This window comes from Novosphingobium sp. AAP1 (genome assembly GCF_001295765.1).
Lineage (GTDB): Bacteria > Pseudomonadota > Alphaproteobacteria > Sphingomonadales > Sphingomonadaceae > Novosphingobium > Novosphingobium capsulatum.
This window is the reverse complement of record NZ_LJHO01000002.1, coordinates 717258-739125: the sequence shown is the minus strand read 5'-3', so window position 1 is coordinate 739125 and position 21868 is coordinate 717258. Positions and strand designations below refer to the sequence as shown.

The following is a 21868-nucleotide window of genomic DNA, read 5'->3' as shown; positions in this document are numbered from 1 at the left end:
TCGGTTTCCACCGGCGAATTACCCACGCTTCTGCCATTTCACCGGGATGCGCAGATACGTAACGCCGTTCGCGTCGGCCGGTTGGAATTGGCCGGCCCGAATATTGACCTGAATCGAGGGGAGCAGCAGCTTGGGGACCGACAGCCCGGCGTCACGCTGCTCCCGCATGGCGACGAAATCGTCCTCGCTCACGCCGTCGTGAACGTGGATGCTGGATCGGCGCTGTTCGCCCACGGTCGTTTCCCAGCGGTAGTCATTGCGGCCCGGCGCCTTGTAGTCGTGGCAGAGGAACAGCCGCGTCGCATCGGGCAGGGCCAGCAGACGGCGGATTGAGCGATAGAGCGTGCGGGCGTCTCCGCCCGGGAAATCGGCGCGTGCGGTGCCATAGTCAGGCATGAACAGCGTATCGCCCACGAATGCTGCATCGCCAATGTGATAGGCCACGTGAGCCGGCGTGTGGCCGGGCACATGCAGCACCTCAACCTCCAGTTCCCCGATGGCAAAACGCTCACCATCCGCGAACAGCCGATCGAAATCCGAACCGTCGGTCTTAAGATCGTCAATGGCGAACACGGGCCGGAAAATCTTCTGCACGTCGCGGATATGCACGCCGATCCCGATCCAGGCGCCGGTATGTGCCTTGATGAACGGTGCCGCCGACAGATGATTAGCGTGGGCGTGCGTTTCCAGCACCATGGCGATCCGCCAGTCATGCGCCTGGGCGAAGGCCAGGATCTGCGCGGCCGAGCGCGTGTCGGCGATTCCGCCAGCCATGTCGAAGTCGAGCACGGGGTCGATCACTGCCGCTGTGCGCGTAGCCGGGTCTGCAACCAGGTAGCTGATCGTGTTGGTCGGTTCGTCGAAGAACGCCTGGATAAAGGGCTGTGCCATCATTTCCTCCGTTAGCCCTTGCTAATATATTGGGAGATGCTACTTTAGCAATATCTAATGGAACGGCGCTGATGCTCAAACCCGCAATGGATCTGGCGACGTTCGAGACCAAGGCCAGGCCAGTCGTCGATACGCTCGGGGCGCTCGGCAATGCACGCCGGCTGATGCTGCAAGGAGTGATGCGATGACGCTTGCCAACCTTTCCCCCCTAGATGCCCGCGCCGCGATCGATACTGGCGCGCGTCTGATCGATGTGCGCGGCGCCGATGAACACGCGCGCGAGCGTATTCCCGGAGCCGTCAACATCCTTCTGGACCGCATCGGCGATCTGCCGCGGGACGATCGGCCTGTCGTTTTCCACTGCAAGTCAGGAATGCGGACTGCCGCCAACGCAGCCCAGCTCGCCGCCGCAGCCGGGGGCGCACCTGCCTTCATTCTCGGCGGCGGGATCGATGCCTGGCGGCAGGCTGGCCATCCTACGGTGATCGACCGGGCGCAGCCGCTGGAGATCATGCGCCAGGTGCAGATTACCGCGGGCGCGCTGGTGTTTGCAGGGGTGCTGCTTGGCGTGCTCGTGGCGCCGGGCTTTTTCGCGCTGTCGGCGTTCGTGGGCGCAGGGCTGATGTTTGCCGGCGTGACGGGATGGTGCGGCATGGCCCATCTGCTGCGGGTGATGCCATGGAACCGGCGGGCTGGTGTCTTGCGGTGATCATGCACTCCGCCACTGTCCTCGCAGCGCTCCTGTCGGGCGGCGTGATCGGTCTGATCCTTGGCTTGGTCGGGGGAGGGGGATCGATTCTGGCCGTGCCGCTGTTGGTCTATGTCGTGCGGATTGGTTCGCCGCACGCCGCTATCGGCACCGCCGCTGTCGCTGTCACCGTCAATGCGCTGGCCAGTTTGGTCGGTCATGCGCTCGGCGGGCGGGTGAAGTGGCGCTGTGCCAGCGTCTTTGCCCTGTCGGGCATGGCTGGCGCGGCATTGGGTGCCGAACTGGGCAAGGCTGTTGACGGCAAACGGTTGCTGGTGCTGTTCGGGCTGTTGATGATCGGCGTGGGCCTGTTGATGTTGCGCAAGCGGCGTGGGCAGGAGGCGCCCGACGTGCGGCTGACCCGCGAAAGCGCGGTAAAGCTGTTGCCGCGCCTGGTTCCGATTGGCTTTGCGGTTGGCCTGGCTGCAGGGTTTTTTGGCATTGGCGGCGGGTTTCTGATCGTGCCGGGGCTGATTCTGGCCACCGCCATGCCGCTGCCGCTTGCCATCGGCACGTCGCTCGCCGTGGTCAGCGCGCTGGGCTTCACCACTGCGGCATCCTACGCCATGTCAGGGCTGGTGGATTGGAACGTGACGGCATTGCTGGTTGCCGGTGGCGTCATCGGTACGATGGCGGGCATCGCGCTTGGCAAGATCATCGGCACGCACAAGGGGCTTCTAGAGCGCGGGTTTGCCGCCGTGGTCATCGCGGTGGGCACCTATGTGACGCTGTCCTCGCTCTGACCGGCGCTGTTCCATAGCGGTTCGCCCGATCGCATTTTGCCCGTCGATTTTGGGCCAAAGCGCGATGACCTTCGGCAATAGCGGTAGCAGGCGTTCTGGCTGGTCCGTACACTGGCTCGCCTGAAATCGGAGCCAACTGCCATGATCAGACGCACCGTTGCGGCCATGCTGGCATCGGGCATGGCCTTGTTCATCGTTGCGCTGGTGATGGCGGCGCATGCCCGGCCGGCTGCCGATGCGGTTATCGCCTTTGCGGGGCGCGGCAGTGCCATCTTGGTTGCTGGCGCGGCCGTACTGCTTTTCGCGCAGGCGCTCGGAACGCGCCGTCGATCGTCGTGACGCGTCTGCAGTCCCGTGTGGCCGGGGCAGGCACTGCCTGGTACACGCGCGGTGTGGAACTGGCCGCATGAGCATTCTCGAGCGCGCCGAATACCTCTTCCATGGCACGGCGGCACGGGGAAGGGCTGACGAATTTCAACCCGTGCGCTGGTGGTTGACCGAGACGGACTGGCACCGACTGCTGGCCGAGCGGGCCAAGCTCGAGATCATGCCCGGCTATGCGCTGATGCGACGGCTGTTCGGCCTGCCAATCGCGATCGACTATTACAACCAGGGCTCGCGCCTGGTCACCCGGGACGGCACGGCAATCCTGTTCTGGCCCGTCGCCAGTTCGTGAAAGAACCGCTGGTGCCTGGGGGCAACTGCTGTAGTCCAGCTCATGTATCTGAACAGGCTGACTTTATGCGTGATGCGGCACTGCTTGGAATCGGGATCAGCCGCCGGTCGAAGGAATCGCGAAGCCTGCTCCCAGTCAATTGAGGGCTGGCTTTCGACGGTGTTGCCAAGCAGCCACAGCTGAAAATCTCTTGCGGGCGCTCCAATGAGCCTCTGGATCATCACTATAATATGTTATATAACATAACTTGATGGCGCGAAACGCGTTGCAGGTTTGGAGAGGGAAAATGACTGCATATCGAGTGAAACCTTGGCTGGCGTGCGCTTTGCTGGGCACCTCGGCCCTTTGCACGATCCCGGCGTTCGCTGCCGACGCGCCGGAGCAGGCAGCCGCTGCGCCGGCTTCCGCTGCCCCGAGCGATCCCGACGTCAAGGACATCGTCGTCACCGCGCAGCGCCGTCGTGAAAGCGTGCAGAGCGTCAATATCGCGGTGACCGCACTTTCGGGCGACGCCCTGACCGAAAAGCGCGTGACCCGTGCGCTGGATTTGCAGACCGCCGCGCCCGGCATCACCATTTCGCGTTCCGGCATCACCGACAGCTTCAACATTCGCGGCATCGGGCTTGCTTCCGCCTCGCCGCAGGTAACCAACGGGGTCGCCACCTATATCGATGGCGTGTTCCAGACCCCGATCGTGTCAAACGGGCAGTTCTACGACATGGCTGGCGCGGAAGTGCTGCGCGGGCCGCAGGGCACGCTGTCGGGTGCCAATTCCACCGGTGGCGCCGTCTACCTCACCACGCAGCGTCCGCAGCTGGGCAAGCTGGGTGGCTATGCCAGCGCCAATTACGGCAATTACAACAATGCCGGCATCAACGGCGCGCTGAACCTGCCGGTGGGTGATAACTTCGCCATCCGTGCTTCTGGCCTGTTCAATCGCCATGATGCCTGGTTCAAGGATATCGGGCCGGCCAAGAACCAGCCAGAACGGCTCAACGAAATCGATGGTCGCGTGCAGGCGCTGTGGAAGCTTGGCGGGTTTCAGGCCAACTTGAAGGTTGAGGCGGTGCAGCGTCGCACCGGCGGTTTTGCGCTGCAGCCGATCAACACCACGCTGGCCAACAATCCCTATGTCGTGGGCCGCACCAACACGCCCTGGACGGTGAGCTATGACTCGCCGGTCGCCAACTTCGAGCGTGCCTTCACCACGATGCTGGAAGCGAAGTACCAGTTCGATGGCGGGCTGACGCTGCGCTCGGTCACGGCCTATCAGAACAAGCGCCTGGCGGCTGTGTCGGAAACCGACGCCACCTCGATCAACCCCACCAACTGGGCCAGCTATCCCGCGCTGGCTGCGCTGGGCAAGGTGCAGAACCAGGTGGTTGGCGCCAACAACGTGCGCGAGCGCGTTTACAGCCAGGAAATCAACATCATCTCGCCCGACAGCGGCGCATTCAAGTATGTGCTGGGCGGCTATGCGCAGCGCAACAAGATTGATCTGCGCAACTGGAACAGCACCAACGGCGCGTTCACCACACTGCCCCAGCCGATGACCAACAAGGTGTTGCTGGGCGTATTCGGGCAGGCCAGCTATCAGTTGGCGCCCAAGTTCTCGGTCGATGCCGGTTTGCGCTATTCGCATTTCCACGTTGATGGCTTTGGCGCGGTCTATCGCGCCGCGCCGGGCTCCACCATCACCCAGGTGATGACGGTGCCGCCGGTAGGTGCCTCGGTGCTGGTGCCGCAGACCGGTAACGAGGGCGATGGCCGCATGACCGGCAAGCTCGCGCTAAACTTCAAGCCCGATGCCGACAACCTGCTGTTTGTCTTTGCCGCGCGCGGTTACAAGAATGGCGGCATCAACCCGCCGGGCGGCAGCTTTCGCCCGGAAACGGTGTGGGACTATGAAGCGGGCTGGAAATCCAGCTTCTTCGATCGCCGGTTGAAGACGCAGATCGGCGCGTTCTACATGAAGTATAACAACTTCCAGATGGACGTGATCAATCCGCTGTCGGGCCAGAGCGGCGTGGTCAATCTCGCCAACTCCGACATCAAGGGGTTTGAGGCCAGCTTCCAGGGCAAGTTCGATGCCCTGTCGGTGGATGGTGGCCTGTCGTTCGTCGACAGTTCGCTCAGCGCGCTCTCGCTCGTCAACAAGTGGGCGATCCCGGCTGGTGTAAGCACGCCGCAGTGCAATCCGGCAGGCACGCCGGGCACGGTCGGCAACGGCTGCTTCAACTATGTGATCACGAGCACGTCGGGCGGGCCGAACCTCTACAGCCCGAAGTGGACGTGGAACGTGTCAGCCGCCTATCGCATCGACCTGGGTGGTGAACGCACGCTGACCCCGCGCCTGGGCTATGCCTACATCGGGTCGCAGTGGGCCTATCCCACCTATCAGGCGGCTACCGACCTGATCGCGGCGCGCGGGTTGCTCCAGGGCAGCATCACGCTCGACATGGGGGGCTTCAAGGCCGAGGTCTATGGCACCAACCTGGCCAACAAGTTCTATGTCGCCGGGCAGAACGGCAAGAACGAACTCTATGGCGCGCCGCGCGAATATGGCGTTCGCTTCAGCAAGACGTTCTGATGGTGCGTCTCTTCCCGGCGGGGCGCTTGCCCTGCCGGGAAAGCATTATGGCGGGCACCACAATGCCCGCAGCAAAGGCACCAGTTCGGCCTTGAGATGCTCTGGCACCGCGGCATAGATGCGCGCTTCATGGGCGGAAAATTCTGCCACGATGCGTTCGGCCAGGTTTGTTCCAGCTGGGCTGAGGTGCAAAGTCTGGATGCGGCCGCGGCCCGGCCCGGTCACGACCAGTCCCCGTTCCACAAAGCGGCGGATGATCGGGTTGAGGTTGGGGCGCTTGATCGACAGCAGGCGCCCGCATTCGGCTTGTGACAGTCCTGGATTGCGGCCGATCAGCACCAGGATCGAGGCTTCCGATACGCCCACGCCCATTGGCTCGAGATGTTGCGCCAATTGGGCCAGGCGGCTGCTGGCGGCGCGGCGCAGAAGATAGCCGGGATAGGCGAGAAACGGATTGTCCATGGAAATGTTCATCTCGATCTGATGCCGCCTGGGCAAGCGGAGCGGCGGAATTTGCCCCCGCACAGGGTATGTTATTTAGCATAACGCGATGGCGATCAAGCACCGAGCAAAGGAGTGGCGATGAAGCACAATCTGGCGATGGCCCCGTTGACCTTGGCAATTCTGCTCGCCGGGATCGGCCCAGCGCGTGCGGCGCAGGCCCAGTCCACGCAGGCCCAGTCCACGCAGGCTCCTTCCGCACAAGCCCCTTCCGTACAGGACTGTGCCGCCTTGGCCAAAGCCACGTTTCCCGATGCATCCACCACGCTGTCGCTGGCCGTCTTTCGTGCGGCAACGGCACAGGAGATGCCGGTGGCGGATGGCGCCCGCCCAGCTGCTGCAATCCCGGCAATGCCGGCGCATTGCGAAGTGATTGGCAAACTACAGGAACGCGCGGGTGCCAATGGGCAAATCTATGCGATCAAGTTTCACATGCGCCTGCCCGCCGCGTGGAACGGCCGCTTTGTGTTCCAGGGCGGCGGTGGGTCTGATGGCAACCTGGGCGATGCGACGGGCGGCTTTTCCAGCCAACCGGGCGTGACCGCACTGGCACAGGGCTATGCCGTCGTTTCTTCAGACTCCGGGCATGATAACTCGGTCAACAACGATCCGGCGCGCCAGGGTGTCGTGACGTTCGGCCATGACGCGCTGGCGCGGCACAACTATGGCTTTGGCTACATCGGCCCGGTGGTACAGGCGGGCAAGGCCTTGATCCAGGCCTATTATCGCCGCGCGCCAGCGTTCACCTATTTCGTTGGCGGCTCCAAGGGCGGCCAGGAAGCGATGATGGCGGTGCAGCGTTTCCCGCAGGAATTCGACGCCGCGCTGATCGGGTATCCGGGCTTTCATCTGGCCTATGCGTCCATTGCACAGCTGTGGGATGAACAGGCCTTTGGCGCTGTCGCCAAGGCCATGGGACAATTGGGCAACGATGGCTTGCCACTCGTCAACAAGGCGATGAGCGACCAGGACATTCTCTTGGCGCAGGGCGCGATCCTGAAGGCCTGCGATGCGCTCGACGGGCGCAGCGATGGCATGATCGAGCATTTTACCGCATGCACCACGGCGCGCGTCGTGCCCGAACTGGCCAAGATCACCTGCCCAAGCGACGATCCGGTACGCAAGACTGCCACGTGCCTGCTGCCGATGCAGGTTGCGGCGCTGCGCAAGGTGATGGGTGGGCCGCGCACCCGTGATGGCAAGCCAATCTATTCCGAATGGGCGTGGGATGCCGGCATTGGTGCAGCCACGGCCCATGGCGTGACGCAGGGTTGGCGGATCTGGAAAATGGGGGGTTATGCCTCACCCATCAACAACGGCGCCTTGCTGCGCCTGGGCGCGCCTACCAATTCGGCAGTCTTCCGCTCGCCGCCGCTCGACGTAGCGGCCGATGTCACCTCGCTGACCCGCTATGCGCTGAGCGCAGACATTGACGAGGCCTATCGCGCAGCGCATGTCAAATGGGGTACATTGCACGAAGCGCCGGTGGATTTCATGCACGCTGACGCAACCGATCTTTCGCCGTTCTATCGGCGTGGCGGCAAGATCATCGTGTTCCACGGTGTCAGCGATCCGGTGTTTTCGGTGCTCGATACGATCCGCTGGCTGTCCGCAGTGGACAGGCATGAGCACGGCAACTCTGCACGCTTCATCCGTTTTTACGCGGTTCCGGGCATGAACCACGGGCGCGGTGGCCCGGCAACCGATCGGTTCGATATCTTCTTGTCGCTGGTCGCTTGGCGCGAAAAGGGTATTGCGCCGCAGGCGATCACCGCCACGGCCGGTGAGGACAGCCCGTGGCCAGGGCGCACCCGCCTGCTGTGCCCCTATCCGCAATGGCCGCATGCACGCGCAGGCAACAGCGAAAGCGCGGCTTCGTCAGTCTGCCGGTAACGGCGACGACCGGGGATTTGCTGCGCAACATCGAGCCCAATGTACCTGGCTAAAGTGTGACGGAAAACGTTGTCAGTCGTGCGTTAGGTTTGTATCAATCGGCCATGACCTCGTTTATCGGAGCAGACATGGGTTTCCACTCCAATGCCTCTCTTCGCCGCCGCGCCCAAAGGATCGGCGCGCGGGCGCTGCTTGCTGCCTCGCTTGCCATGGTGCTGGGTGGCAGCACCATGGCGCATGGTTCGAACCAGCCGCTCTACGTCAATCCCGACAGCACCGTTGTGCGGGCGGCCAAGGGGCTGACCGGACAGGCGGAGCAGGACGCGCGCCTGATCGCGCGCTTCCCCACTGGCACGTGGCTGACCAGCGGCACCCCCGAACAGGTGCAGGCAGAGGCGCACAAGCTGGTGGGCGATGCTGCCGCGAAGGGCGCGATTCCGGTGTTGGTGGCTTACAATATTCCGTTCCGGGATTGCGCGCTCTATTCCGCCGGCGGAGCGGCAGACAGCGCGGCTTATGCCGCCTGGGTTCGCGGTCTTGCCGCCGGCATCGGCAGCGGCCGTGCCATCGTCATCCTCGAGCCGGACGGCTTGGGCGTGATCCCTTGGAACACCACGTTGAATGGGCAGCCGGAAAGCTGCCGGCCGGCAGGCATGGATGCCAAGGCAACGGTCGAACGCTATCGCCAGCTGCGCGATGCTGCGGCCGTGCTCTCGGCCTTGCCAGGTGTGCAACTCTACATGGACGGTGGCGGCAGCAGCTGGCTGGCGCCCGGCGAAATTGCCGCACGCCTCCTGATGGCCGACGCAGGCAAGGCGCGGGGGTTCTTCCTCAACGTGTCGAACTATGAGAGCGATACCCGGCTCAAGCGGTACGCCCGCTGGGTCAGCGACTGCATGGCGCTGGTCTCGCAAGGGGGGCTCAGCCCGCGCGAGTGCCCTGGCACGCCGATCACCGGCGCGCGCGATTATCCGGGCGCCTGGGCGGATGTAGACGCCGCCTATGATACCTTGTTCTGGCGCCTGCACCTGAAACGCGATCCGCAGGCGCAAAAGCATGCCGTGCTCGATACCAGCCGCAATGGCCAGGGCGGATGGGTGCCCAAGCCCGGGCACTATCGCGATGCAGAGGTGTGGTGCAACCCGCCCGAACGCGGGCTGGGCCGCCGGCCGACCCTGGCCAGCGACGATCCGTACATCGACGCGTTCCTGTGGATCAAGATTCCCGGTGAATCCGATGGCCAGTGCTATCGTGGCACCGCCGGGCCGGGCGATCCCGAACGGGGCATGGTTGCGCCGGCAGCCGGCGCGTGGTTTGCGCAGCAGGCGCGCGAGCTGATTACGCTGGCGCGCCCCGGCGTGGAATAGGCGCGCCGGGCGTGGAAGTGGGGCTACTCTTGGTGAGCAGGCGGTGGCGCGGTTGAGCCGCGCACCAGCAGCGCATGGGCATGCTCGTGGCGCTGGTCGAGGGTGGGGCCATCTGGCGTGGCATCGAGCCGGGCGATCAGCCGGTCGGCCGCATCCCAGGCCATCGCGCTGACGGGTTGATGCACCGTGGTCAATTGCGGCCAAGCGGTGCGCGACACTTCCGAATCGTCGAATCCGGCGATCGACAGGTCATCGGGCACGGCAAGCCCCAGCGCGCGCGCGGCCGCGAGTGCAGCGGCGGCCATGTCGTCGTTCTGCGCCAGAATCGCAGTCGGTGCCGGATCGCGGCGCAAGAGATCGAGCGCGGCATCGTACCCCACGGCATAAGTGAAATCGCCGGTGACGATCAGGGTCTCGTCCAGGATTTTGCGGTGCTCGGCAAAGGCGCGGCGATACCCTTCCAGGCGGGCGAGGCTGGCGGCGTGCGCCGGGTCACCCAGGATGATCCCCACGCGGCTGTGGCCCATGTCCAGCACGTGTGACGCCACGGCCTGGCCGGCGGCGACTTCATCCATGGTGATGACGATCCCGCGTGCAAGATCCTTTTGCGGGGTGATCCGCGCATAAGGCAACCCTTGGCGGTCAAGCAGGTCGAGCAGTTCGATTTGATCGCAGGCTGGCGGCGCCAAGAGCACGCCGTCCAAGCCCGTGCGCAGCAGCAGTTTGCCCAGTTCCTCTGGCCGTTCCGACGCGTGGTTGAACGGCAGCACCACCAGCCGGTAACGCCCGTTGTGCATCCGATCCAGCGCGCCGTTCTGCAGATCGACGACGTAGCTCGGGCTCGGCCGTTCATAGGTCAGCCCGATCAGGAAGCTACGCCGCGCGATCAGGCTCTGCGCGGTCAGATTCGGATGATAGTCGAGCTTGGCGGCCGCATCCTTGACCAGTTGCCGAACGCGCGCGCTGACATGCGGTTCGTCATTGAGTGCGCGAGAGACCGTTTTGGGCGAAACGCCGGACATCTTGGCCACATCGATGATCGTCGTACGCCTGGAAATGTGGGCCTCCGTGCTGCTGCTGTCCAATCGGTACCTTTGGGAGCGACGGGTTTCTTAGCGGGTCTCTTGACTTCTGTCGATGTCCGCCGGTAAACGTTGTCAGGAAGACGGTAAACGTTGTCAGTTCCGCGCAGCAGGGCCGGTACGACATCAGGAGGGGTTTCATGGGAGTGAGGGGACGCAAGGGCTTGGCGCTGCGGATGGCATCTGTGGCGATGGTTGCGGCACTCGTGCCGGCCGCCCGTGCGCAACAGGCAGGGGTAAGCGACGGCGCTGGCGCGGCGCATCCTGACCTCTGGCCGCAGCGTGAAGGGCGAATCGCGCTCGACATCGCGATGGAAAAGCGGATCGACGCGTTGCTTGCGACCATGTCGCTTGAGCAAAAGGTCGGGCAGATCATCCAGGGCGATATTGCCAGCACCACGCCCGACGACGTGCGTCGCTATCATCTCGGTTCAGTGCTGAACGGCGGTAATTCCGATCCCGGTGGGCGTTACAACGCGCCAGCCAAGGACTGGCTGGCGCTGGCCGATGCGTTCTACGAAGCGTCGATGGCGCCCAGCGGCAATCTGCCGCGCATCCCGATCATGTGGGGCAGTGATGCCGTCCACGGCCACAACAACGTGGTCGGCGCAACGCTTTTCCCGCACAACATTGGTTTGGGCGCCGCGCGCGACCCGGAATTGCTGCGCAGCATCGGCGCCGTCACGGCCAAGGAAATGCGCGTTACCGGGCTCGACTGGACTTTCGCCCCGACGTTGGCGATCGTGCGCGATGATCGCTGGGGCCGCACCTATGAAGGCTTTGGCGAGGCGCCGGAGATCGCCGCCTCCTATGCCGCTCCGCTGATCGAAGGGCTGCAAGGCAAGATCGGTGACAAGGACTGGCTGCGCGGCCCGCACATCATCGCCACAGCCAAGCATTTTCTGGGCGATGGCGGTACCTATGGCGGCAAGGACCAGGGCGACACGCGGATTTCGGAAGCCGGCCTGATCAATACCTTCAGTGCGCCGTACATTCCCGCGCTTAATGCCGGGGTGCAGTCGGTCATGGTGAGCTTTTCCAGCTGGAACGGCACCAAGATGCACGGCAATCAGTCGCTGCTGACCGGGGTGATGAAGCAGCGCTGGGGCTTTGACGGCTTTCTGGTGGGCGATTGGAACGGCCACGCCCAGGTGAGCGGCTGCACCGCCACCGATTGCGTCCAGGCCGCCAAGGCCGGCCTCGACATGTATATGGCGCCCGATAGCTGGAAAGCGCTGTGGCAAAGCACGCTGGCCCATGCGCGCGATGGGTCACTGCCCATGGCACGGCTCGACGATGCCGTGCGGCGCATCCTGCGCGTCAAGCTGCGTGCTGGCCTGTTCGAGGCGGGCAAGCCGTCGAGCCGGCCCTTTGGCGGCCAGTTCGACCTGTTGGGCAGCGCAGAGCATCGCGCCGTAGCCCGCCAGGCCGTGCGGGAATCGCTGGTGCTGCTCAAGAATGCCGGGCAGTTGCTGCCGCTCAAGCCCATGTCCAACGTGCTGGTGGCTGGCAACGGCGCCGACAACCTGACCAAGCAGACCGGCGGCTGGACCTTGAGCTGGCAGGGCACCGGAACCAAGCCGGCCGATTTCCCGCATGCCCAATCGATCTGGTCCGGCATCGCCGAACAGGTAAAGGCGGCGGGCGGTTCGGCCACGCTTTCGGCCGATGGCAGCTTTACCAAAAAGCCTGATGTGGCGATCGTGGTCTTTGGCGAAGATCCCTATGCCGAATTCCAGGGCGATCGCCCCGATGTCGGTTTTGACGATGCACGCAGCCTGGCCCTGCTGCGCCGCCTCAAGGGCGCCGGCGTTCCGACCGTGGCGGTGTTCCTGTCGGGCCGGGCGATGTGGGTAAATCCGTTCCTCAATGCCGCCGATGCCTTTGTCGCGGCATGGCTGCCGGGTTCCGAAGGCGGCGGCATTGCCGACGTATTGTTCGGCAAGGCCGATTTTCGCGGCACCTTGCCCTATAGCTGGCCGCGTTCGAGCGATCAGACCGCCGTCAACGTGGGGGACAAGGATTACAATCCGCTGTTCCCCTATGGCTTTGGCCTGAAATATGGTCAGCCCGGCGATCTGGCACCGTTGCCCGAGGCGCGCGCCACGGTCGCGGCGGCTGATCCCGGCGTGCTGTATACCGCCGGGCGGCCGGGGGCGGGGCGCCAGTTGCTGCTGGGAGCGCCCGGTGCGCTGTCTACCAATCCTGGCCCGGAATTGATCGACGCGCGCCCCGCCGATCACCATGCGCAAGAGGATTCAGTGCGACTGCACTGGACCGGTGCTGGCCCCGCCATGGCGGCGATTGCCGGAGATACGCCGGTCAATCTGACGCGCGAGAGCAATGGCGGTCTCGCTGTCGAGCTGGAATTCCGCATCGATGCGGCACCCACGGCCGATGTGAGCCTGCTGATGCAATGCAGCGGTGAAAAGTGCGGCGGCGGCTTCCCGGTCGGCAGCGTGTTCAAAGCGGTGCAGGCTGGCCAGTGGTCGCGCCTCGCCATTCCGCTGCACTGCTTTGAAAAGGCCGGCGTGGACATGAGCAAGGTGACCGTACCGATCGCGCTGTCCACCAGTGGCGCGATGACCGTCACGCTATCGTCAGCGCGGATCGTATCGCCGGTCGGGCCGGTGCTGACCTGCAACTGACCGCGCCGCGCCAGGGAGCGGCGCGGCACCGGTCCAAGACCCATGAACCAATCGACATTTCATTCAATCGCCATCCAGTCAGGAGAGGAATACATGAACAGGGGAATCTGGAAGCGCAGCATGGTGCTGGCGCTGCTTTCGACTTGCGCGGCAGCGCCGGCCCTGGCGCAGGAAGCGCCCGCTGATCAGTCGGCCGCCAAGCCGGCAGCGGCTGCGCAGCCCAAGGATGGTCCGGGCGACATCATCGTCACCGCCAACCGCCGCGAACAGAACCTGCAGGATGTTTCCGGCGTGGTCCAGGCGCTGGGCTCGGACCAGCTGCGCAAGGACGGCATTGTCGAACTGCGCCAGTTGCAGCAGGCCGTACCGGGGCTGAGCATTGCCAACCAAGAAGGCAATGTCGAAATCTTCATCCGCGGCGTCGGCTCGGCCAACAACACCGAACTGGGCGATCCCGGCGCTGCGCCGCACCTCAACGGCACCTACATTCCGCGCCCGCGCGGCCTGGGCCTGATGTTCTATGACCTTGAACGGGTGGAAGTGAACAAGGGGCCGCAGGGCACGCTTTATGGCCGCAATGCGCTGGCCGGTACGCTCAACATCATTACCGCCAAGCCGAAGTTTGACAGCTATTCCGGCTATATCCAGGCCGAATTCGGCAACCGCAATTCCTATGCCGCCGAAGGCGCGGTCAATATTCCGATTGCGTCGAACTTCGCGATCCGCGCGGCAGGCTATTACGTCAACCGCGACTATGGTTTCCGCAATGTCTCGACCGGCGCACCAGCGATCGGTCTCAAGCCCGCTGGTCTGGAAGAGAACTATGCCGGCCGCCTGTCGATGCTGTGGGAGCCGACCAGCCGCCTGACCATTTCGGTCATCGGCGATTATGGCAAGGAAACCGGCACCGGCTATCCGGGCGCCAACATCTACAGCGCGGTTGAAGCCACTGGCCTGACGGCCAGCGACCTGGACCTGCGCCGCGTGGTCTATCGCGGGCTCCAGGGCAAGATGACCAACGAGCTGTGGGGCGTTCAGGGCAAGATTGCCTATGATTTCGACAAGGTGGGCATGGAACTGACCGGCAGCTACCGCTCGGTCGATTTCAACCAGGTCAACGCGTCGAGCGATGGCATCGATTACCCCGGCCGCAACCTGGCGACCGAGCAGTACGACAATTTCTCGGGCAACTTCTGGCAAACCAAGTCGCAGAGCGAAGTCTTCGAACTGCGCGTCTTTGCCAAGAAGGGCCAGCGCTTCCGCTGGAACCTGGGCGCGTTCTATTTCAACGAAGACCAGCAGGTTGGCTATCTCGCGCTCGCCGATCGCGGCTATTGCTGCTATTCGGGCACCGAATTCACGATGCCTGACGTGCGCGGCAAGAGCCATGCGTTCTATGCCGATGGCACCTATGACGTGGCTGATCGCCTGCGCGTTCTGGGCGGCATCCGCTACACCGAGGAAAGCAAGTCGCGCTATGGCATCGGCGGCAACTGGGCGTTGACGCTGGGCGGCGCCAACTATGCCTGCTGTCTCGCCACGCGCCTTGGCACCGAAGGCTTTGTGCCAGCCTTGCTCAGCCGCCCGAATTTCGACGTGTCCAAGATCAACACCCCGCAGGGCATGGCGCAGTTCCTGATCCAGGGTATCGCCTCGCCCGGTGCGCGCGACACGCTGATCAACCAGATCGGCGCCATTGCCAATGGCACCAATCCGGCCGGCAACTGCTTTACCCGGCCTGATATCGACAACGGCTTTGTCACCTGCCCGACCAACACCAACGGCGGTTTCAGCTATGCCAATCTGACCATCCCCGGCCAGCAGGTGGGCAGCGCTGCATTCAAGTATGCGGATTGGCGCCTTGGTTTCGAGTATGACCTGAGCACCGGCCACATGGTCTATGGCAAGGTTTCAACCGGCCACAAGGCGGGCGGTTTCAACGACAGCTTCAACGGTTCGACCGTGCCGGAAACCTATCGTCCGGAAAAGCTGATCGTGTACGAAGTTGGCAGCCGCAACACGTTTGACGTGATGGGCCGCCGCGCGGTGTTCAACCTCACCGGCTTCTATTACGACTACAAGGACCAGGTCTTCCAGGACCTGACCTGCATCAACCTCGACACCACGCAGACGCCGAACGTGTGCAACGGCTATTCGCTGGTCAACCGCAACATCGGCGCCTCGCGCCTGTTCGGCGCTGAAGCCGAATTTCGCGTGGCGCTGCCCTACCACTTCTCGGTCGACGTGAATGCGGCTTACCTCGATACCCGCATCACCAATGGCGAAGTCGCGGACGTGCGCGCGCTGGATAACAGCGCGGGTGGCAAGTCGCCGCTGATCAGCCTGGTTGGCAACCAGCTGCCGCTGGCCTCAAAGGTCAACGTCAGCGCGCATATCGCGCAGTGGATCGATGTGGGCCGTGGCCGCTTCGATTGGCAGGTTCTGGCCAACTATCGCTCGGCCTATTACCTGACGCAGTTCAACAACAAGGACGTCGTGTTCCTGAACGGCACGCGCCAGACCGCGCTCCAGGCCGGCTTCCCGGACCGTCAGCCCGGCTTTGTCACGCTGAACCTGGGCGCAGGTTACCAGGTCAACAACGTGCGGATCGAGGCATGGGCCAGCAACCTGCTCAACGTCCAGGCGTCGCAAAAGGAACTGGCGGGCTCCGCGCTCAACATTCGCTTCCTCAACGACGCCCGCACCTATGGCGCGCGTCTGCGCCTGACGTTCTGATCGGGTTCTGAGCGCAGCAAGAGGCCCGGCTTGCCACACGGCAGGCCGGGCCTTTTTGCGGGCGGAATTGTGCCAGCGTTTATCGCGAGGCTGACGACAGGACCGGGCTGGCTTCCGCTTCTGCGACAAGGCGCGCGGCATCGTCGGGCAGCAGCCAGCCTTGCCGCACGCGCTGCGCCGCAACGGACCGGACCGCCGCGACAAAGCCGGCGTGGCTGCCATAGCGTTCTTCCAGCGACGGGCGTGGATCGCCCTTGGCGAGGCGTTCCACCTTGGTGGCGGCAAAGGGAATGAACCCACCGGCAAAGCCGCAGGGTCCGCCCGCGCCATATCCCTTGGCCAGCACGTTCCAGCCCAGATAGGTGCCCAGTGGCACGAGATGCTGCACCGAAGGGACGCCGCCGCCGGTTTCGTTGCCATCGCGGTCCACGCGCGGCACTAGCGAGGGGATGGTGCGGCGGATCGCCGGGGGCTGCTGTGTGATAACGCCAGACAGATCGGGATAGTCGAACCCGGGGCCGTAATCGTAATCGAGCAGATCGTTCATCTTGCCGTCCGGCACCGGCGCGCCGGGGATGGCTGGCCAGTGCATGGCGGCGGCATGGGGCGGGACAAGATCGCCATGGGCCAGCGTGGGATACTGGCTGGGCGGCGGCGCGCGGCCGGTGCTGACCCATGCCACCAGCCGCTTCATCAGCGCGCGCATCGTCGGCAGCGATGGATTGGGATTGTTGGGCAATGCGCAGACCGGCGCGCCGGGCCAGGGCTTGTCACCATCGAGCGAGATGCCGCCGGTGTAGGAACCGCCATGGGTCACGCCAGGGAAGTAATATCGCCGCACGTTGGCCGGGATCGGCACATCGGCGCGGGCATCCGTGCCGACCAGCGCCGGGGATAGTCGCAGGCCCCAAAGTTCGGTGGAACCGAATGTTTCCATGATCTTGGGGCAGGTCTGCGTTGCCGTGCAGCGATCGAGCAGGCTGTGCGTGCCCCGGCCGCGCACCCGATCGGCATAGCGGCTCCACCACAAGGTGCCTTCGCTGCCCGGTTCGAACAGCGTGGCGGCCCCGCCCGGCACGGCAAAGCGCAGGTTGAGCGGCACCTGGCGGGCGGCGATATTGGGATTGGCGCCATCAAATACGCGATGGCCCGCTTCATCCTGGTTGAAGCCCAGGTTGATGAAGCTCTTGACGAAATTGCCCGATTGCGAGGTGCCGCTGACCACGCTCCAGTGCACCTGGCCGGAAAGGGGATTGGGCGTGCCATGGTCGTCGACCGTCGCATGGCGCAGGAAGCTGACCAGATCGCGCGTGGCGGCAAAGCCAATGCCCAGCACCAGCGGATCGCGCGCCTGATAGACCAGCGTATAGGCCAGCGCCGGGTCAAAGCCGCCTTTGAGGCAGATGCGCGCGGGATCGGGCGTGCCGGGAAACGGCGTGGTGCGGCAATCGCCAAAGGCCCATTGGCTGGTAGCAATCGGCTCCAGCGGCGCAGCGTCGCTGGCCTGGCGATAGAGCCTGGCGTGCGCGGGATCGAGATCGACCGGAAGCGGGCGTGGCACGGGGCGGCCGATCCCGCCGGTCAGGCCCCAGGTGCTACCGGAAAGATCGGTCACGCGGGCCAGCGCCGGCCCGGTCAGGCCCTTGGCCACGGGCACGGTGGCGGTTTGAAGGCCGGGTGCGGGCGCCAGGTCACCCTGCCAGCCGCTGATCACGCGGATGTGGCCATCTTCATCGGGGGCCACTTTGCCATTGCCCCGGTTGGGCACGTCGTAGAACAGCACGCCGCTGCCGCGCGCCAGGGGGCGGGCGATGGCAAACGTGGCGCTATAGCCGATGCGGCCGTTGGCCTGGCGCGGGGCTTGGGCAATGTCGGTGATGATCGCATCGCGCGTTGGCGAAAGATCACCATCGAATGTCCCGGTGATGATCTCGTAGGGGCGCTCGCCCGGCTTGGTGGGGGCGGGGGTGCGCGTCTCAATATGGATGGCGGTAACCCGCGCCTGCGCGCTGGTGGCCAGGGCGAGCAGGGCAGCTCCGCCCAGCAAGCAGATCTTACGCATCGGCGATCTCCATATCCAGCAGTTGCGCGCCCAGCGTCTTGCCATGGGCATCGAGGGCGAGGGAGCGGGTGACGCCGCCCGAAAGCACCCCATGCAGCACGAAATTCACGGCCTGAAGGTTGGGCAGCACGAACCGTTCGATCCGGCGCGGGCGCAGCGCGGCGAGATGGGCGGCCACCCGCTCAGTCGTCAGCGCGCGCTCCAACTGGCTGAACTGCGCCGGGCCGCGGGCAAACACGCAGATCTGCGAGGTATCACCCTTGTCGCCCGTGCGGGCGTGGGCCAGATCACGAAGTCGCATCAACTCACTCCATGAACGATGGAGGGCGCAACCGCGCCGCGCGGAACGAGGACGGAGGCAACCGCGACCACTTCGCGCAGGGTGGTGGTCACGCCCCCACCACCCGACGGGCCATTGAGATAGAGCGCCTCGACCTCCGCACCAATTTCGGCGGCCGTGGCGCGATCGGCGCAGCGGGCGGCAACGCGCGCGCGCACTTCGGCCGGTTCGGGCGCGCGGCCGGTGGCATTGACGGCATTCACGCCGATCAGGTCATAGCGGATATCATCCACCGCCAGGCGCTGCATCGCCACCCGCTCGGCCACGATATCGAGCGCCAGCTGGCCGCGCGCCACGGCGCCGGGCCCGGCGTAGCTGATCTGCCCTTCGCCAATGAAGCCGTCACGATAACCGACCGATACCTTGAGGCTTTCGGGGCGGGGGTGGCCGGTCGCGCCCGATACGGCAATGCGATCCGGGCCTGCCTCGGCCAGGTTCAGCGTGGTGAAGTCTGCCACCACATCGGCCTGAAGATAGCGGGCCGGATCAAGGATTTCGTACATCGCCTGTTCGCGCGCATTGGCGAGCGAGAGGCGCCCGCCCGTGCCGGCCACCTTGGTAAGCATGGCCGTGCCATCTTCGTTCACTTCGGCCAGGGGAAAGCCCAGGCGGGCCAGGCCCGGCACATCGTTGTAGCCGGGATCGGCGAAATAGCCGCCGGTCAGCTGGCCAGCGCATTCCAGCAGATGGCCGATGGCAGTGCCGCGCGCCAGCCGCGTCCAATCGTCTTCGGCCCAGCCGAACGCATGGATCATCGGCCCGAGAAACAACGCCGGGTCGCACACCCGCCCGGTGAAGATCACCTGCGCCCCTTCGGCCAGCGCCTGGGCAATGGGAAACGCGCCGAGATAGGCGTTGGCCGAAATCGGCTTGAGATCCAACAGCGATCCCGCGCGGTCCAGCAGGGGGAGGTCTTCGCCCGCGATGCTGGCGAGCACATCGTCACCCAGCACCGCCGCCATGCGGATGCCGGTCAGGCCCTGCTCACGCGCAACGGCGAGCGCGGCTTCCATGGCGGCGAGCGGGTTGGCCGCGCCCATGTTGGACACGATGCGCACACCGCGCGCCATGGCCGGGCCCAGCACGGCGCGCATGCGCCGCTCCAGCCGGGGATCATAGCCGGCGGCCGGATCACGCTGGCGCGCCAGTTGCGCCAGCGCGATAGTGCGCTCGGCCAGGCATTCAAAGCACAGGAAATCGAGTTCGCCTTGTTCGACCAGTTCAACGGCCGGCTCGATCCGATCCCCGGCAAAGCCGGCACCGGCACCGATGCGTATGGTTTTCATGCATGTCTCACTCATAGGCCGATCAGGCCGATGGCCAGCGCTGCCAGTGTCATCACCAGGGTGGCGCCCAGCAGCCAGGGAAAGGCAAAACGCTGATGCGCGCCTAGGTCGATGCGGCTCAGGCCTGCGACCAGGAATGTTGCGGGGGTCAATGGGCTGATCGGAAAGCCGACGGTATGCATGCCCAGCAGCGCCGCCTGCGCCACCTGCACGGGCGGCACGCCAAAATGGCTGGCGACTTGCGCCACCACCGGCAGAACCCCGAAGTAGAAGCTGTCAGGATCGAATACGACGCTGAGCGGCATGCTGGTGACCGCCACCAGCAGCGGCAGGCTGCGGCCCATGCCGGGCGGCACCAGGGCCACGCTGGATTGCGCCAGGGCGTGGATCAGCCCCGCGCCGTTCATGATGCCGGTAAACGCGCCAGCGGCAAACAGCACGCCGGCCATCATCATCGCCGGGCGGGCATGGGCCTCGATCCGGGCGCGCTGTTCCTCGGCATTGGGATAGTTGATCGTCAACACCAGGGCAAAGGCGACCATGAAGATCACGGCCGGTTCGGCCACGCCGCTGACCATCAGGCCGATGACCGCCAACGTGATGGCCAGGTTGAGCAAGAACAGGCGCGGGCGATGCAGCGGATCGGGGCCGGAGCTGGCTGTTCCCACGGCATCTTCCGGCTCGGTTTTTACCAAGGGCATAGCAGCGAGGCGGCGTTCTTCCCGCCGGCCCATCCACCACGCTGCGCCGAACACGAACACCAGGCCAACCAGTTGCACCGGCAGCATCGGCGTGAAGATCTGCACCGTGGGAATGTGCAGCGCCGCGCTGGCGCGCAGTGTGGGGCCGGTCCACGGCAGGAAATTGACCCCGGCGGCAAGCGAGGCGCAGCAGGCCAGCACGCGGCGGTCCATGCCCAGTTGATCGTAAAGCGGCAGCATCGCCGGCACGGTGATCAGGAAGCAGACCGCGCCAGAACCATCGAGATGGATCAGCAACGCCAGCAAGGCCGTGCCCATCGTGATCCGCGACGGTTTGCGCCCCACCAGGCGCAGTACGCCGCCAACCAGCGGCGCCAGCAGGCCAGCATCGCTGACCACCCCGAAAAACAGGATGGCAAAGACGAACATGCCGGCAACCGGGGCAATCTTGGTGACGCCGGCCAGAATCCAGCCCGGCACGCCGGCGCCCAGGCCCAGCGCTGCCGCGCCGATCACCGGCACCAGGATCATCGCGGCAAGCGGGGATAGCCGGTTCGTCAGGATGACGGCCAGCATGACACCGATGATGGCCAGGGCGCCCAGTGCGAGGGCGGCTGGCGGCAAAGCAGCAGCGGCCAGCATCAGCACGCCCCCTTGGCCGAGAGCACGCGCAGCATGTTCTGGGCCGCGGGCGAGGGGCTGCGCGCAGAAAGATGGGCAATGCCGATCACGCGATCGGCGGCGCTGTCATCCAGCAGGTGCCATTCCAGATCGTGCGCGCCAACCATCGGGCGGCAGGACAGCGGAAGCGCGCTGATGCCCAGGCCCGCCGCTATGAAGGCGCCCAGCGTGGCGGGCTGGCTGCATTCAAACAGTGGCCGCGGCGCCAGGCCGGCGCGGGCAAACGCGGCGTCAGTGATCTGGCGCACGCTGCTGGTGGGGGCCATCGCGATGAACGGGGCATCGGCAAAGCTGTGCCAACCGGGGTCGGCCGGCGCATGTCCGGCGCGGCAGACCAGGGCGCAAGGGTCGGTGAACAAGGGCAGAAAGGTGAAATCCTCAGCCGCGTCATCGGGTGGGGTCATCACCGCCAGATCGATCAGCCGCTCGCGCAGCTGTTGATAGATGGTCCCCGCCAGTCCTTCGCGCACGGTCACGTCGACGCCTGGCCAAGCCTCGCGAAAGCGGCTGAGCACGGCGGGCAGATCGCCCACGGCGTAGGATGGCAGCACGCCCAGGGCAATGCGGCCACGCTGGCCCGACAGCGTCTGGCCCAGGAGATCAAAGGCATCGTCGAAATCGGCGATCAGGCGCTGTGTCAGGCGGAGCAGGTCTTCGCCGGCCTGCGTCAGCGACACGTGGCGGCGGTTGCGGTCAAACAGGCGGGCGCCAAGGTCTTCTTCCAGCAGGCGGATGGTGCGCGAGAGCGCCGGCTGCGAGACATGGGCAAGTTCGGCCGCGCGGCTGAAGTTCGCCGTCTGGGCCAGGATGCGAAACTGGCGCAGGGTGGAAAGACTGGGAGTGCGGGCCATGCGGAACCTGTGCGCCAGAGGGAGCCGCCGATAGGTCTGGGCAGCAGGCGCATGGTGGCGGGCGCCACGCCC

17 protein-coding genes are annotated in these 21868 nt (G+C 65.0%); 9 read left to right on the top strand and 8 right to left on the bottom strand.

The features are described from left to right. Nucleotides 1-18: 18 nt before the first annotated feature. Nucleotides 19-891, bottom strand: coding sequence for an MBL fold metallo-hydrolase (locus IP65_RS07185; protein WP_054131285.1), 873 nt, complete (start codon nucleotides 889-891; stop codon nucleotides 19-21). Between the two features lie 184 nt (nucleotides 892-1075). On the opposite strand from IP65_RS07185, the gene IP65_RS07180 reads away from it, so the two are divergent. From IP65_RS07180 to IP65_RS07160, 5 genes are all read left to right on the top strand, one after another. Continuing rightward, nucleotides 1076-1600, top strand: coding sequence for a rhodanese family protein (locus IP65_RS07180; protein WP_054131198.1), 525 nt, complete (start codon nucleotides 1076-1078; stop codon nucleotides 1598-1600). A gap of 2 nt (nucleotides 1601-1602) precedes the next feature. Then, on the top strand, nucleotides 1603-2382 hold the full coding sequence (locus tag IP65_RS07175; protein WP_054131284.1) for a sulfite exporter TauE/SafE family protein: 780 nt from the start codon (nucleotides 1603-1605) through the stop codon (nucleotides 2380-2382). Between the two features lie 141 nt (nucleotides 2383-2523). Next, on the top strand, nucleotides 2524-2721 hold the full coding sequence (locus tag IP65_RS07170; protein ID WP_054131197.1) for a hypothetical protein: 198 nt from the start codon (nucleotides 2524-2526) through the stop codon (nucleotides 2719-2721). A gap of 67 nt (nucleotides 2722-2788) precedes the next feature. Further along, nucleotides 2789-3058: a hypothetical protein gene (locus IP65_RS07165; protein ID WP_022676576.1), complete on the top strand. Its 270-nt coding sequence runs from the start codon at nucleotides 2789-2791 to the stop codon at nucleotides 3056-3058. 286 nt (nucleotides 3059-3344) lie between these two features. Continuing rightward, the gene (locus tag IP65_RS07160; protein WP_197279223.1) at nucleotides 3345-5648 is read left to right on the top strand and encodes a TonB-dependent receptor; all 2304 of its coding nucleotides are present in this window, start codon (nucleotides 3345-3347) and stop codon (nucleotides 5646-5648) included. A 45-nt stretch (nucleotides 5649-5693) separates the two neighbouring features. Here IP65_RS07160 and IP65_RS07155 read toward each other — a convergent pair whose 3' ends face one another. Further along, nucleotides 5694-6110, bottom strand: coding sequence for a MarR family winged helix-turn-helix transcriptional regulator (locus tag IP65_RS07155; protein ID WP_158271964.1), 417 nt, complete (start codon nucleotides 6108-6110; stop codon nucleotides 5694-5696). 120 nt (nucleotides 6111-6230) lie between these two features. Between IP65_RS07155 and IP65_RS07150 the strand changes: the two genes are divergently transcribed. Beyond that, nucleotides 6231-8042: a tannase/feruloyl esterase family alpha/beta hydrolase gene (locus tag IP65_RS07150; protein WP_054131195.1), complete on the top strand. Its 1812-nt coding sequence runs from the start codon at nucleotides 6231-6233 to the stop codon at nucleotides 8040-8042. Between the two features lie 104 nt (nucleotides 8043-8146). Further along, nucleotides 8147-9409, top strand: a complete 1263-nt coding sequence (locus IP65_RS07145) for a glycoside hydrolase family 6 protein (protein ID WP_022676573.1) — start codon at nucleotides 8147-8149, stop codon at nucleotides 9407-9409. Between the two features lie 23 nt (nucleotides 9410-9432). On the opposite strand, the gene IP65_RS07140 is transcribed toward IP65_RS07145, so the two are convergent. Then, nucleotides 9433-10440 (bottom strand): LacI family DNA-binding transcriptional regulator, encoded by a 1008-nt coding sequence (locus IP65_RS07140; protein ID WP_255352175.1) that lies wholly within the window; start codon nucleotides 10438-10440, stop codon nucleotides 9433-9435. Nucleotides 10441-10682: 242 nt separating this feature from the next. Between IP65_RS07140 and IP65_RS07135 the strand changes: the two genes are divergently transcribed. Both IP65_RS07135 and IP65_RS07130 read left to right on the top strand, forming a co-directional pair. After that, nucleotides 10683-13139: an exo 1,3/1,4-beta-D-glucan glucohydrolase gene (locus IP65_RS07135; protein WP_231627587.1), complete on the top strand. Its 2457-nt coding sequence runs from the start codon at nucleotides 10683-10685 to the stop codon at nucleotides 13137-13139. 93 nt (nucleotides 13140-13232) lie between these two features. Further along, nucleotides 13233-15875: a TonB-dependent receptor gene (locus IP65_RS07130; protein WP_022676570.1), complete on the top strand. Its 2643-nt coding sequence runs from the start codon at nucleotides 13233-13235 to the stop codon at nucleotides 15873-15875. A gap of 79 nt (nucleotides 15876-15954) precedes the next feature. Here IP65_RS07130 and IP65_RS07125 read toward each other — a convergent pair whose 3' ends face one another. From IP65_RS07125 to IP65_RS07105, 5 genes are read right to left on the bottom strand one after another with little or no spacing between them, the layout of a single operon-like run. Continuing rightward, entirely contained in the window at nucleotides 15955-17937 is a 1983-nt protein-coding gene (locus IP65_RS07125; protein WP_022676569.1) for an alpha/beta hydrolase domain-containing protein, read from the bottom strand. Beyond that, entirely contained in the window at nucleotides 17930-18238 is a 309-nt protein-coding gene (locus tag IP65_RS07120; RefSeq protein ID WP_022676568.1) for a hypothetical protein, read from the bottom strand. Before IP65_RS07120 ends, IP65_RS07125 begins: the two co-directional genes overlap by 8 nt. Then, entirely contained in the window at nucleotides 18238-19563 is a 1326-nt protein-coding gene (locus IP65_RS07115; protein WP_054131194.1) for an acyclic terpene utilization AtuA family protein, read from the bottom strand. The genes IP65_RS07120 and IP65_RS07115 overlap by 1 nt, the downstream gene beginning before the upstream one ends. Before the next feature lie 11 nt (nucleotides 19564-19574). Then, entirely contained in the window at nucleotides 19575-20906 is a 1332-nt protein-coding gene (locus IP65_RS07110) for a CitMHS family transporter (RefSeq protein WP_022676567.1), read from the bottom strand. Further along, nucleotides 20906-21796, bottom strand: a complete 891-nt coding sequence (locus IP65_RS07105) for a LysR family transcriptional regulator (RefSeq protein WP_156306453.1) — start codon at nucleotides 21794-21796, stop codon at nucleotides 20906-20908. Before IP65_RS07105 ends, IP65_RS07110 begins: the two co-directional genes overlap by 1 nt. Between the last annotated feature and the right edge of the window lie 72 nt (nucleotides 21797-21868).

Bases quoted from the DNA above. Each gene is read 5' to 3' on its own strand.
- IP65_RS07120 (WP_022676568.1), bottom strand. From the start codon at position 18,238: ATGCGACTTCGTGATCTGGCCCACGCCCGCACGGGCGACAAGGGTGAT.
- IP65_RS07185 (WP_054131285.1), bottom strand. From the start codon at position 891: ATGGCACAGCCCTTTATCCAGGCGTTCTTCGACGAACCGACCAACACG.
- IP65_RS07175 (WP_054131284.1), top strand. From the start codon at position 1,603: ATGCACTCCGCCACTGTCCTCGCAGCGCTCCTGTCGGGCGGCGTGATC.
- IP65_RS07110 (WP_022676567.1), bottom strand. From the start codon at position 20,906: ATGCTGGCCGCTGCTGCTTTGCCGCCAGCCGCCCTCGCACTGGGCGCC.
- IP65_RS07115 (WP_054131194.1), bottom strand. From the start codon at position 19,563: ATGAAAACCATACGCATCGGTGCCGGTGCCGGCTTTGCCGGGGATCGG.
- IP65_RS07180 (WP_054131198.1), top strand. From the start codon at position 1,076: ATGACGCTTGCCAACCTTTCCCCCCTAGATGCCCGCGCCGCGATCGAT.
- IP65_RS07165 (WP_022676576.1), top strand. From the start codon at position 2,789: ATGAGCATTCTCGAGCGCGCCGAATACCTCTTCCATGGCACGGCGGCA.
- IP65_RS07135 (WP_231627587.1), top strand. From the start codon at position 10,683: ATGGTTGCGGCACTCGTGCCGGCCGCCCGTGCGCAACAGGCAGGGGTA.
- IP65_RS07170 (WP_054131197.1), top strand. From the start codon at position 2,524: ATGATCAGACGCACCGTTGCGGCCATGCTGGCATCGGGCATGGCCTTG.
- IP65_RS07105 (WP_156306453.1), bottom strand. From the start codon at position 21,796: ATGGCCCGCACTCCCAGTCTTTCCACCCTGCGCCAGTTTCGCATCCTG.
- IP65_RS07145 (WP_022676573.1), top strand. From the start codon at position 8,147: ATGACCTCGTTTATCGGAGCAGACATGGGTTTCCACTCCAATGCCTCT.
- IP65_RS07150 (WP_054131195.1), top strand. From the start codon at position 6,231: ATGAAGCACAATCTGGCGATGGCCCCGTTGACCTTGGCAATTCTGCTC.
- IP65_RS07160 (WP_197279223.1), top strand. From the start codon at position 3,345: ATGACTGCATATCGAGTGAAACCTTGGCTGGCGTGCGCTTTGCTGGGC.
- IP65_RS07155 (WP_158271964.1), bottom strand. From the start codon at position 6,110: ATGGACAATCCGTTTCTCGCCTATCCCGGCTATCTTCTGCGCCGCGCC.
- IP65_RS07125 (WP_022676569.1), bottom strand. From the start codon at position 17,937: ATGCGTAAGATCTGCTTGCTGGGCGGAGCTGCCCTGCTCGCCCTGGCC.
- IP65_RS07130 (WP_022676570.1), top strand. From the start codon at position 13,233: ATGAACAGGGGAATCTGGAAGCGCAGCATGGTGCTGGCGCTGCTTTCG.